This is a genomic window from Bradyrhizobium nitroreducens, assembly GCF_002776695.1.
GTDB lineage: Bacteria > Pseudomonadota > Alphaproteobacteria > Rhizobiales > Xanthobacteraceae > Bradyrhizobium > Bradyrhizobium nitroreducens.
Genome location: NZ_LFJC01000003.1, coordinates 7,175,412 through 7,187,591, shown reverse-complemented (window position 1 = coordinate 7,187,591; position 12,180 = coordinate 7,175,412). Strand labels below are relative to the sequence as shown.

12 protein-coding genes are annotated in these 12,180 nt (G+C 64.3%); 4 read left to right on the top strand and 8 right to left on the bottom strand.

Features of this window, described 5'->3' with window-relative positions:
• Nucleotides 1-92 precede the first annotated feature (92 nt).
• The 3 genes from TSA1_RS34100 to TSA1_RS34090 all read left to right on the top strand — a co-directional run bounded on the left by TSA1_RS34100 (nucleotide 93) and on the right by TSA1_RS34090 (nucleotide 3,154).
• Complete coding sequence (locus TSA1_RS34100; protein ID WP_100180138.1) at nucleotides 93-467, top strand: nuclear transport factor 2 family protein; 375 nt, start codon at nucleotides 93-95, stop codon at nucleotides 465-467.
• A 161-nt stretch (nucleotides 468-628) separates the two neighbouring features.
• A complete protein-coding gene (gene bla, locus TSA1_RS34095; RefSeq protein ID WP_100180137.1) occupies nucleotides 629-1,498 on the top strand; it encodes a class A beta-lactamase in 870 nt (289 codons plus the stop codon).
• A gap of 48 nt (nucleotides 1,499-1,546) precedes the next feature.
• A complete protein-coding gene (locus TSA1_RS34090; protein ID WP_100180136.1) occupies nucleotides 1,547-3,154 on the top strand; it encodes a Na+/H+ antiporter in 1,608 nt (535 codons plus the stop codon).
• 28 nt (nucleotides 3,155-3,182) lie between these two features.
• On the opposite strand, the gene TSA1_RS34085 is transcribed toward TSA1_RS34090, so the two are convergent.
• From TSA1_RS34085 to TSA1_RS34050, 8 genes are all read right to left on the bottom strand, one after another.
• The gene (locus tag TSA1_RS34085; protein ID WP_100180135.1) at nucleotides 3,183-3,980 is read right to left on the bottom strand and encodes an N-acetylmuramoyl-L-alanine amidase; all 798 of its coding nucleotides are present in this window, start codon (nucleotides 3,978-3,980) and stop codon (nucleotides 3,183-3,185) included.
• A gap of 3 nt (nucleotides 3,981-3,983) precedes the next feature.
• Nucleotides 3,984-5,321, bottom strand: a complete 1,338-nt coding sequence (locus tag TSA1_RS34080; protein ID WP_100180134.1) for a Rieske 2Fe-2S domain-containing protein — start codon at nucleotides 5,319-5,321, stop codon at nucleotides 3,984-3,986.
• 160 nt (nucleotides 5,322-5,481) lie between these two features.
• Complete coding sequence (locus tag TSA1_RS34075; RefSeq protein ID WP_100180133.1) at nucleotides 5,482-5,913, bottom strand: hypothetical protein; 432 nt, start codon at nucleotides 5,911-5,913, stop codon at nucleotides 5,482-5,484.
• Between the two features lie 81 nt (nucleotides 5,914-5,994).
• The gene (locus TSA1_RS40485) at nucleotides 5,995-8,628 is read right to left on the bottom strand and encodes an SUMF1/EgtB/PvdO family nonheme iron enzyme (RefSeq protein WP_100180132.1); all 2,634 of its coding nucleotides are present in this window, start codon (nucleotides 8,626-8,628) and stop codon (nucleotides 5,995-5,997) included.
• A gap of 164 nt (nucleotides 8,629-8,792) precedes the next feature.
• The gene (locus TSA1_RS34065) at nucleotides 8,793-9,689 is read right to left on the bottom strand and encodes a TauD/TfdA dioxygenase family protein (protein ID WP_100180131.1); all 897 of its coding nucleotides are present in this window, start codon (nucleotides 9,687-9,689) and stop codon (nucleotides 8,793-8,795) included.
• A gap of 353 nt (nucleotides 9,690-10,042) precedes the next feature.
• Entirely contained in the window at nucleotides 10,043-10,816 is a 774-nt protein-coding gene (locus TSA1_RS34060) for a hypothetical protein (protein ID WP_100180130.1), read from the bottom strand.
• A 188-nt stretch (nucleotides 10,817-11,004) separates the two neighbouring features.
• Nucleotides 11,005-11,223 (bottom strand): hypothetical protein, encoded by a 219-nt coding sequence (locus tag TSA1_RS34055; protein WP_245448485.1) that lies wholly within the window; start codon nucleotides 11,221-11,223, stop codon nucleotides 11,005-11,007.
• Nucleotides 11,224-11,311: 88 nt separating this feature from the next.
• Nucleotides 11,312-11,548: a hypothetical protein gene (locus TSA1_RS34050; RefSeq protein WP_100180129.1), complete on the bottom strand. Its 237-nt coding sequence runs from the start codon at nucleotides 11,546-11,548 to the stop codon at nucleotides 11,312-11,314.
• Nucleotides 11,549-11,809: 261 nt separating this feature from the next.
• Between TSA1_RS34050 and TSA1_RS34045 the strand changes: the two genes are divergently transcribed.
• Entirely contained in the window at nucleotides 11,810-12,157 is a 348-nt protein-coding gene (locus tag TSA1_RS34045) for a DUF6481 family protein (RefSeq protein ID WP_024337786.1), read from the top strand.
• The last annotated feature ends 23 nt before the right edge of the window (nucleotides 12,158-12,180 follow it).

Below are 12,180 nucleotides of genomic sequence, written 5' to 3'. Positions count from 1 at the left end.
GCAAACCTCGGCGCAAATGGCCGACACACCCATAGCGCATTCTGATGCGTACGACTAAGTTCGCCCCAAGCCGTCATGCAAAAGGATGACCCATGAGCCAGAACCGGTCGAGCGTCGAAGCCGTCGTGCAAGCCTATTTCGACGGCCTTTACGAGGGCGACGCCGAAAAGCTCGGCACCATCTTCCATCCCTCCGCAGACTTGCGCTGGGTCGAGAAGGGCGAATTGCAGGTCCTGACCGTGCCCGACTGGCTCGACCGCGTGCGCAAGCGCCCCTCCGGCAAGGCCGAAGGCAAGCCGCGCGAGGATTTCATCGTCACCATCGACCGCTCGGACGACAAGACCGCCTTCATCAAGGTGCGATGCCAATTGCCGCCGCGCTATTTCACCGACTACCTGGTGGCGATGAAGCTCGCCGACGGCTGGCAGATCGTGTCGAAATCGTATCGTTACGATTTGAGGGAGTGAGGAGGCAAAGCCTTCCACAGTCCGACTTGGTAGGCAGCCCCTTCGGAACGAGCCCAACTCTCGCCACACGTCATTGCGAGGAGCTCTTCGCTGCGCTCGCAATGACGGCGCAAATAGCGAGTCCATTTCAACCCGACCTTCGGCTCCCCGGAAAGCCTCCCATGCCTCTCGACCGCCGCTCTCTGCTCGCCTCACTTGCCTGGATGGCCGCGTCTCCGGCGCTTGCCGCGGAGGCGCCGCCCGAACTCGAATCCTACGAGCGCGAGAGTGGCGGGCGGATCGGGGTCTATGCGGAGAACCTTGCGACCGGCAAGAAGCTCGCCTGGCGCGCCGACGAGCGCTTCGTGATGTGCTCGACCTTCAAGGCCTCGCTCGCGGCCTGCGTGCTGGCGCGGGTCGATCGCGGCGAGGAGCAGCTTGCGGCGATGATTCCTTACGGCAAGGCCGACCTGCTGGACTATGCGCCGGTCGCCAGGCAGAATCTCGCTGCCGGCGCGATGTCTGTCACCGAGATGTGCAAGGCGATCGTCGAGCTCAGCGACAACACCTGCGCCAATCTGCTGCTGGCGCGGATCGGCGGTCCCGCCACCCTCACCGCGTTCTGGCGCTCGCTCGGCGATACCACCTCCCGGCTCGATCACAATGAGCCGGAGCTCAACCGCTCACCGCCCGGCAATCCCCAGGACACCACGACGCCGGCGGCGATGGCAGGCAATTTGCGGCGCCTGGTGGTGGGCGAGGCGTTGACGCCGGCCTCGCGGACGCAGCTCACGGAGTGGATGGTGAACTGCAAGACCGGCGCGAACCGGCTGCGCGGCGGCCTGCCCGCAGGCTGGATCGTCGGCGACAAGACCGGCAACAACGGCAAGGATGCGTCAGGCGATATCGCGGTCGTCTGGCCCAGGCCCGATACCAAGCCCGAGACGCCGATCCTGATCACGGCCTATACGCAGGGCGGCACGCCGAATCCGGCGCAGATCGAAGCCGCATTCGCGCGCATCGGGCGCATGGTGGCCGAGCGGCTGGCGTGAGCCGCGCGCATTGACGCAGCAGTCGCTTCCGGGTCAAGACAGACCGCCATGGAAGCGAAATTTCAGACCTTTCTCATCCTGCTCGCCGTGCTGGCGGGCACCGCACTTGCCGCCCGCCGCTTCAACATCGCGCCCGCCATCCTGCTGATGCTGGCCGGCGTCGGCCTCGCCTTCGTGCCGGGCATGCCGCCGGTGGAATTGCCGCCGGAACTGGTGCTGCTGATGGTGCTGCCGCCGCTGATCTATTCGGCCAGCGTCGCCATGAGCTGGCGCGAGTTCAAGAACAATCTGCGCCCGATCGTGCTGCTCGCGGTCGGTGCGGTGATCTTCACCGCGGCGCTGGTAGCGGCCGCCACGCACACCATGATCGGCCTGCCCTGGACCATCGGCTTCCTGTTAGGGGCCATCGTCGCACCGCCCGACGTGGTGGCACCGCTCGCGATCGCGCGCCGCCTCAACATGCCGCGGCGGCTCCTGGTCATTCTCGAGGGTGAAGGGCTCGCCAATGATGCCACGGCGCTGATCCTCTATCGTTTCGCGCTGGCCGCGATCATGGTCGGGCATTTCTCGCTGCCGCTCGCGGCCGGCGAGTTCCTTCTCATCGTCGCCAGCGAGATCGCCTTCGGCATCGGCGTCGGCTGGCTCTCCCTTCGCTTCCGCAAATGGTCCGGGGATCCGCAGGTCGAGCTGACGCTGTCGCTGATCACGCCCTACGTCTCCTACTGGCTGCCCGAGCATCTCGGCGGCTCCGGCGTGATCGCGACGGTGGCCTGCGGGCTCTATGTAAGCTGGAACGGCCCCTTGCTGATCTCCTCGGCGACGCGACTGCAAGGCATCTTCTTCTGGGACCTCGTGATTTATCTGATCGAGGGCGTGCTGTTCCTGCTCACCGGCTTCCAGATGCGCGCGCTCTACGAGAAATCGAAGACGTTTCCGCTCGACGACATCCTGATCGCGACCGCGCTGGTGCTGGTGATCATCGTGATCGCGCGTTTCGCCTGGCTCTATCCCGCAACCTATCTGCCGCGAATGCTCAGCAAATCGCTGCGCCGGCGCGATCCGTCACCGCCCTGGCAATGGCCGTTCGTCCTCGCCTTCACCGGCGTGCGCGGCGCGGTGTCGCTCGCGGCCGCGCTGGCGCTGCCGTTCACGTTGCCCGATGGCAATGCCTTCCCGTATCGCGACCTGATCCTGTTCGTGGCCTTCGGCGTCATCTTCGTCACGCTGATCGGCGTCGGCCTCACGCTGCCGCCGGTGGTGCGCTGGCTCGGTGTCGCCCAGGCCGGCCGCAACGAGCATGTCGCCGAGCACGAGGCCGAGATCACGGCGCGGCGTCAAGCGCTGGACGCCGCGCTGAAATCGCTCGACGCGCTGACTGAAGAGAAGGATGTCTCCGACGAGGTGATGCGGCTGCTGCGTGCGCGTCACGAGATCCGGGTCAACCAACTCCCTGATTCACTCGACCCCACCCACCACGACGTCTCCGCGGCCGGCACCGCGCTGACCCGCGACCTGATCGCCGCCGAACGAAAATTCATTCACAATCTCCTGCGCGACGGCCAGATCACCGACGAGACGCGGCGGCGGATCGAGCGGGATCTGGATCTGGAGGAGGCGAGCCTGGCGAACCGGGAGTACAGAGGTGTGCCGCTGTAGCTTCGTCGGATCGAACCGACGGAGCAGACTACCGGCTCTCGCAAAACTCCCTCATCGCAGCCGCAACGGCCCCCGCGACCGCCTCCTGCCGCTCCGGCGAGTTCATCGCCATCTCCTCGTCGCGGTTGATGATGGAACCGGCTTCGAGCAGCACGGCGGCGCTTCTGGTCCGCGATAGCACGACGAGCCCATCATAGCGGTAGACGCCGACATCCTTGTCGAGCAGTTGGCGGCGATAACGGCCCATCACCGGCAAGGTGTACTGGCTGGCATAATGCAGGCCCTGCTCCTTCAACTGGCGGCCGATCATCCGTGCCAGCATCAGGCTGGTGGTAAAGTGCGGGTTCTGCTGCGACACGAACAATGAGTGGCCCGAAAAGCGATCGCTGAAATTGCTCTTCGCGCCGTCGAATTCCCAGGTATCGAGCAATTTGTCCGGCACCGAATCGTGGTGAACCGACAGGAAGAGATCCGCCCGGCCGTCATTGGCGGCGCTGACCCGCTTGAACAGGCTCGGCCGCGCCTTGCCGTCCGTGACGAGCAGGCGGGTTGCCGCAAAACCTTCGGACTTGAGCTTTGCCGTGATGCGTCGTGCAAGAACGAAATTGAAGCCGAACTCCGGATCATTGCGCGCGCTGAGGGCGCCGTAGGAGTCGGGAGTGTGACCGACGTCGACGACGATCCGGAATTTCGGCATCTCGCACTTGGCGGGCGGTCTGGTCGTCTCGATTTTTCGCGCAGCGGCCTCGCTGCGGCCGGCTGGCGCAAGCGATGACAACAGGATCGCGGCGACCAGTCCGGCGATGATGCTGCGCGCTTGCCCCATGCGTTACTCCGCAGCCGCAATCCGCGGGCGGCCGACAAAGCCCGCGACATCGCCAAACCGTTCCAGCATCACGGCCGGCAGATCCTTGGTCTTGCTGGTGACGCAGGCACCGGAGCGCACTGCGCAGCGGTCCTGGTGCGCCGCCTGTGGCGGCGGCTCGCCTTGCTGGAGCGCGCGGGCCAGCTCCATCACGACTTTCCGGAAATGCATGATGCCGAGATCGGTCGGTCCGAGATGCTCGCGGGTGCGGTCGGCGATCGGGCCCTGGCTGTCCTGCACGGCGGCGTCCTGCTCGGAGACGCCCCTGATGCCGGTATAGCTCCGGGTCTTCTGCAGCTTGCGGTCGATCAGGTAGTCGTTGCCCTTGTGCCGCAGCGGCACGTAATTGTCGTCGACCTCTGCGATCACGCCGTTGCCACGATCATAGGCGTCGCGCTCTGCTTGCGTCAGCGGCCGCTCCGGATTCCAGGCGTAGGTATAGATCCAGCAATTGGTGTCGGTGACGGGCACGAAGGTCTGGCCGAAGATGTTCTCGCCCGGCATCGCGCTCGGCGCATAGGCATGGAAAGGCATCAGGAACTGCGCGATGCGCCAGTAGATATTGTCGCTGCCGGTGAGCCGGCCGCCGGCAATCGTCAGCCCCGCCTCGTGCGGGGTAACCTTGATCACCGGGCGCGGATCCTCCGCGATCCAGCGCATGTGATCGCTCGACATGCGCGCGATCGGATTCACAAAGTGCTTCTTGATATCGAGGATCTCGTTCTCCTCCTTGTCGAAGGAGAGATGAGCGAAGGTGAAATGCGCGGTGTCGATCGAGCCTTCCAGTGCCTGCACCCAGTTGCAGTCCTGCCATTTCTTGCTGACGTAGCGGTGCGAAGCCGGCAGCAGCGCCATCTCGAGATCGGGCAGCTCGGGCATCGCCTCGAGAGGCCCCATATAGGCCCAGATCATCTCGCCCCATTCGCGCACCGGATAGGATTTGATGCGGATGAGATCCTTGGCATTGAGATCGGGATAGGAGGTCGGCATGTCGACGCACCGACCATCAGTGTCGAACTTCCAGCCGTGATAGACGCAGCGGATGCCGCACTCCTCAACGCGCCCGAGCCAGAGATTGGCCCCGCGATGCGGGCAGTACTGGTCGATGACACCGACCACGCCGCGCGTGTCGCGGAAGGCGAGCAGCTCCTCGCCGAGCACGATGATCTTCTTCGGCTCACCGTCGGGTTCGGGGAGCTCTTCCGAGAGCAGAACCGGAATCCAGAAGCGGCGCAGCAATTCGCCCATGCCCGTACCAGGGCCGGACTCGGTCAGGAATCTATTGTCCTCTGCGCGAAGCATGGAAAATCCTCCCGATCTTGTTTTGGGGAAGATTGGCGCGAGAACGGGGAAGCGTCAACGCAAGAACGGCTCAAGCGAGGGCGAATTGGACACAGCGCAATTGCCGCGGTTCCTGCCGAGATAAGGGGCGGATCATGAAGACCGATCCGCCCCGTCGCGATTACCTGACGGTGACGGCGACCGTGTAGACCTTGCCATTATCGGGGTCGGTGGGGTCTGCCGTCACGCGCCGATACGTGAAGGAGTCTTCACCGACGTACCCCTTCTTGGATTGGTACACCACGCTGGTCAGCCGCACGGTCTTGGCCTCTCCATTTCTCAATTTGCGTTGTCCGGAACTTGTTCTCGTCGTCACAGCACCATTCTTCGGCGGCGACACGACTTCAATGCTGACGGGCCAGACCTTGCCACTGGCGTCGACGCGCCAGTGTCCGCCGCATTTGCAGATTTCCTTAGCCTCGCCGGATTTCACGACGAGCGACGTGTTTCCTCCGCCCGCATGGGCGGCACAGAGGATTCCGAAGAACAGGACGAGCGCCGCGATGACTTTCATCGAGAAAGTCGTCGGCAGCCGCAGCAAGTAGGTTGTCATGTCATATATCTCCAATGAAAAGATTCAGCGCTATCGTTAAGGTGTCATCCCGGCTGGCGAGGCCGATGCCTTCGGCCCGAGCTATTTCAGCGACCTCGCAACTCGAAAACCAACGTTGCTGACACGTCCTTCGGACTGCACGCCATATCGGCTTCCGGCTTCGACCGCGTCCGCCTTGCTGACCCACGAGCCTCCCCTCAGGACACGCTGCTCACACCTGCCGCTCAGCCAGGGGCTGCCGTCACTGGGCGCACCGTCATACGTGTCGTTGACGCAATCCTCGACCCATTCCCAGATATTGCCGTGGACCTGGTAGAAGCCCCACGGATTCGGCTTGAAGGAATCGACCGGGGCCGTCTTTTGGCTCGAGCCGCCACGTGCATTCTTGTCCTGACCGGCCTTGTCATCGTAGTTGGCCTGCCCTCGGGAGACCGAGGCTCCCCACCAGAACGACGTCGTCGTCCCTGCCCGCGTCACATATTCCCGCTCGGCCTCGCTCAATAGACGATAGGTCTTGCCGGTGCGGGCCGACAGCCAGGCCACGTAGCTCTTGGCATCCGACCAGGAAATATTAATCGCCGGCCGCCTCCCGCGGCCCCAGCCGTTGTCCCAGGGCTTGTAGCCGTTGCATCCGCCATCGGCGACGCAGGCATCCCATTCCTCGAAGGTGACGGCGTAGCGTCCAACTGCGAATGGACGCGCGAACGTGACCTTGTGGCGGTATGATTCCGTGGAGCGCTTGGGCCCGCTGTCCGACGATCCCATCATGAAGGCCCCCGGCGCGACCACGACCATCTCCGGACACTTCTCACACTCCTTGAAGCTGGCCTTCTGCTTCAGGGTCGCCTCGTCCGAATCGGACAGCGTCTTGAGGCCGAGTGCAGTCAATCCTTCGCGCGGAGGGACGATGTCTGCAGCGGGAAGCGTGGCGTTGGTGGAGGCCAGCTGCGTCGCCTGGAGGGCCTTGAGGCGTTCGCGCACCTCCGCCGACCGCGCGCTCTCGGGGAATTTGCCGAGGAATTCTTCGAACATGGCCGGCGAACGCCCGTCCTTGATCGCGTTCCAGACGATCTCATCCGTCGCGGGCGGAGGCGGGGGCGGCGGAGGTAGGGCCGCCAATCGTTCCTTCTTCAATTCGTCGCGCCGCGACAACGCGGCAGGGACGTGCGAGCTGTTCGAATATTTGGCGGCGTATTCGTCGAAGATTGCGGGGTCGTGCGATTCCTTGATCGCGTTCCAGACGATTTCATGAGCGGGCGGCGGAGGCGGCGCCTGAGCGGCAGCGATCTCCTTCTTCAGCTCATCCCGGCGTTGCCGCGCGTCCGCGACGTGCGAACTCGCCGCATATTTGTTCACGAACTCGTCGAAGATCGCGGGATCGCGCGATCCCCTGATCGCGGCCCAGACGATGTCTTCTGCGGCGGGAGGCGGCGGAGCTTGCGCGGCGGCAATCTGCTTGTTGAGCTCATCCCGGCGGGTCCGGGCGTCCGCCAGATGCGGGCTCGCGGGAAACTTGCTGGCGAAATCATCGAAGATGGCCGGATATGTCGAACCCTTGATCGCATCCCAGACGATTTCGTCAGCGGTCGGAGGCGGCGGAATGCGGGCAGCTGCGGCGGCAATCTGCTTTTGCAGTTCGTCGGCACGCGACTGCGCTTCGGCCCGATGTTTGCTGCCGGGGAACTTGTTGAGGAAATCATCGAAGATCGCCGGGTAGGTCGAATCCTTGATCGCCGCCCAGACGATTTCGTCGGCGGTCGGCGGCGGAGGTATGCGCGCCGCTGCAGCAGCTTGGGCCCGCCGGAGCTCGTCGCGCCGCGCCTCGGCTGCCTTCAGATGCGCGGTCGTCGGAAACTTCGCGATGAACTCCTCGAACACGCCCGGATAGGTCGAATCCTTCACGGCGTTCCAGACGATGTCATCCGTCGTCGGCGGAGGCGGCAGTTTCGGTGCATCGACGATCGAGATGACGGAGCCGCCCAACGATCCGTAGACGAACGGCTCCTGGTGGCGATTGGTGACCTTCAGCACTTCGTCGCGAACCCGACCGAACGCAATTCGCAGATCCAGGCCGGGAGCCGCGATGTTGTGCAGCAGCGCGGACGTGAAGGGACTGTTTTTCGCATCGCCGTCCAGCGCGACCGATCCGGCCTTGGCCGCAAAGGCAATCAACGTATCGGACACCGCGGGCTCGACCTTCGCCAACCCGCGACCGATCGATCGGGAGGCTATGGTTCGCTTCATGGTCTTCAGGAACGGATTGTCCCGGCACGCGTCCAGGATGACGAGGCGAAGCCGCCGGGTGGGCTCGATCGATTTCAGGATGCGATCGAGGGAAACGGCTTCATCCTCGATGTCGAAATCGCGGGACAATTTGGCGTCGACGGGGATGACGTAGTTAACGCCGTCGACCTCGATGCCATGGCCGGCGAAATAGACGACAGCCACGTCGGCATCGCTCGCCATCTCGGCAAAGTCGCTGATCGCGCGCCGCATGTCCGAAATGCCGAGGTCGCGGCGGGCATCGACCGCGGAAAATCCTGCGGATCGGAAGAGAGAGGCGATCTCGGCGGCGTCATTGCGGGGATTCGGAAGGCTCGGAACGTTCCGGTACGACGAATTGCCGACCACCAGAGCGACGCGCTTCTCAGCCAGTGCCTGATCCGCGAACCCGTAAAAAACGAGCGCAAGAATGGTAACCGCCACCCAGCGCATAAGATTCCCCCAAATCACCCTCGGCGAGTATATCGCTGGTTGAAGCGCCCGCAAGCTGCCCGCGGCAGCCCACATCATTCGACGGAGGGCGCGACAAATCCGTGATTCAGGTCACTCAGCAATTGGTGAATTCAGGTCACTCAGCAATTGGTGAGGGCCGTCATTCAGACCGGCCGCTCCCCCTTCACCGTCACGCGCGTGCCCGAGCGCGTATGCGGCCAGTAGTCCCACATCGCGCGGTGCTGGGTGCAGCGGTTGTCCCAGAACGCGATGGCGTTCTCGGTCCAGCGGAAGCGGCATTGGAACAGCGGGTTTTCGGCGTGCTGGTAGAGGTAAGCGAGCATCGCGTCGCTCTCGTCGCGCGGAATGCCGTTGATGTGGCGGGTGAAGCCCCGGTTGACGTAAAGCGCCTTCTTAGCCGTGACCGGATGCGTGCGCACCACGGGATGCTCGGCGTTCGGATAAGACGGACGGTCGGCGACGCCGTAGTTTGCATAAAGCCCGCGATAGATCGGCTCGCCGTCGTGCAGCGCGGTCAGCCCGTCGAGATAGGCCTTCATGCGGTCGGACAGCGCCTCATAGGCCGCATACATGTTGGCGAACAGCGTGTCGCCGCCGCGCGGCGGGCATTGCTTGATATAGAGGATCGAGCCCATCGGCGGCTCGAGGTCGCAGGACACGTCGGAATGCCAGCCCTCGCCATTGGCCCGCGGCGAATTCTTGTCGGCATAGATCTTCATCAAGGCCGGATCTTCGTCCTCATGCGGCGCGGCGGGATGGAAATGCAATTCGCCGAACTTGCGGCCAAAGGCGAGATGCTGCTTTGGCGTGATGTTCTGGTCGCGGAAGAAGATGACGAGGTTTTCGGCGAGCGCGCGATGGATCTCGTCCATCTGCCGGTTGGAGCGGGTGTCGCCTTCGACGAGCGAGCCGATGTCCACGCCGGAGATTTCCGCACCGATGATGGGCGTGAGCTTTTCGACCGCGATGGTCTCGTAGGGTGCGCCGTCTTCAGCGGTGTGGCGGTAGCGCGGGCCCTGCTTGCCGGCGAGTGAGCTCATGGCGTGTCTCCCGATCATTGTTGATTGGGAGCATCGTAGCGCGCTGTCATAGATGTGCAATCTGCACCGCAAACACAGTCGTCGTCCCGGACAAGCGCAAGCGCAGATCCGGGATCCATAGCCACAGGGAGGTGTTTGGCGAAAGCTCGGCGTGACTATCCGTCGTAACCACACAGTCCTGTGGTGATGGATCCCGGATCGGCGCGCGCTTGAGGCGCGCTTGTCCGGGACGACAGCGGAGTGTGGTGCGCTAGAGCATTTTCGGTTCTGATTGAATCAGAACCGAAGCTCTAGATTCTTGTTTTGACGCGTTTTCTTCACGCGAACCGGTGTCCCCTTCGCTCGAAAACGCTCTAGCGGCACGCCCGCGGATCAGCCGCCACGTACTGCCCATCCGGGTAGCGGTAGTAGCAATTGCCCTGCGCCCAATAGTAACCGGGCTGGGATGCGGCAGTGGCGCCCGCGATGGCTCCGGTTGCGCCGCCGAGAACCGCGCCGGCGGCTGCCCCGGTTGCATTGCCCGAGATCAGCCCGCCGAGCACGCCGCCGACAATAGCGCCGCCGAGTGCGCTCACACCGGGATCGGCCGGCGGCGGAGGCGGAGGTGGCGGCGCATAGGCGACGGGCGGCGGCGGAGCATAGGCCACCGGCACGTCGTCGTAGTACTCCTCAGAAATGTAGGCGGGCGGGCCAGCCATTCGCTGCGGATAATAATACCAGACGCCGCCAACGTCCCACCACCAGCCGGAGCGGCCGTTGTGCACTTCGTGGCGCCAGCGCCCGCCATCCCAGGAGCGATTGCCACGATAGGCGTGTCCGCCCCAGTCGCGCGTCGGAGCGGGACCATGGGCGACATAGCGTCCCGGCGGCGGACCGCCGGCAGGACGCGGACCCGGTCCTGCATGGGGCTGGACACCGGGCTGCGGCGCGGGTCGGGCCACCTGCTGCGGCGGCGGGCCCTTGCGCACGTTCTGATTGTTCGGAGGCGGCGCCCCGGCGGCGGGGCCGGCAGGAGGCTGGCCGGCATCCCTCGGGGGTCTCGCCTCCTGGGCCTGCGCCGACAGCGCGAGCAGCGACATGGCCGAAACCAAGGGAATGATGATCTTCATGCGGTTGGACGCACTCATGCGTGCTTGACCCCCTACTCTTTCGATCGCTCTCGCGATTGCCGTGGTGCCTGCGCGTTAGACGATTCGCCCCGCGCTGGGCTTGATGCCGGCTGACATAGCTGACCTGCTTTGGTCAGCGAAGTCCCGTTACAAATGATTAAGATCGCGGCAATTTTTCGGCCCGAGCGGCCACGCTGGAACGGCGTCTAGCGGGCTGGCTCGATCACGTTGCAGTTGCTCCGCCCGGACATCAGGCAATCCTGCATCTTGCTGGCCGCGGTAAGGTCCCGGGCCAGCCACCAACCGACACCGAGGATGACGATCGCGATGATCAGGCCGGCAACCGCGCCGCGGCGGTTGTCACCGGATGGCGGCCTCGGCGTGGATTTCGGCTTCTCGCCCGGTTGGGGTTGGAACATCGACATGGCTACCTGATCGCGCGGGGCGCCGGCTTATCACCTCTGCGACGTCCCGTCACATCCCGACCGGCCGCTTCGGTCCGATTTCCCAGACTCAGCCTCGGGTCGCCCGGAGCGCGTCCTTGCGCGAGGTTTCGACCGCCGGAATCGCCTGCTGGGCCCGCGGCGCACAGGTTGTGAGCACGAATGCGGTCTGGGTGCACTCCCAGTCGGCCCCCAGGACGGCACTTTCGATGGGCTGGGGACGCGCGAGGAGCAGCATGGCACCGGCCGCCGTCACCACGGCGACGGCAATTACGAGCGCCTTGAGGCTCAATCTTGAGATCGTCATGCCCGAGCTCCGTGTCGCGGGGACGCTAGGCGTCGCCCTCGTGGTCCCTTATGAGGGACATCACAATTCGGCAGTTTTTCCGGGCTACGAAGAGATCGTCGGGGGTGGCGATTTTCGTTGACCTGATCGGCTGCGATTATGGGTGGCTTCGCGACGCGCAGCGATGTACACGCTACTGCGTCGCGTGGCGCCTGCTATGCCCAGCCGACGTACCAACAGGCAGTCATGTAGGATCGAAAGCGAGGAAGACAAGGCTCGTCGATGAGTGGATTCAGGGAACCAGGTTTCGCAGACCGGCAAAAAGCGGCGCAAGAGGCGCGCAAGAATCTTTTGAACAAATTCAAGTCGCAGCCGGGTCCTGATGATCCCGCGGTGGCGGCGAAGCGCGCCGAGCGCGAGGCTCTCGCGGCCAAGCGCGCCGAGGCGAAGGCTGCGCGTGAGGCGGAGAAGGCCGAACAGAAGCGCCGCGAGGAAGAGGCCAAGGCCGCCGAGGCCGCACGGATCGCGCGCGAGGCTGAGGAAGCCGAAGCTCAGCGTGCTGCGTTGGAAGCCGAGCAGAAGGCCAAGCGCGACGCGCGTTACGCAGCCCGCAAGGCCAAGCGCAAGTAACTTGACGAGTGACCTTCGCAGGT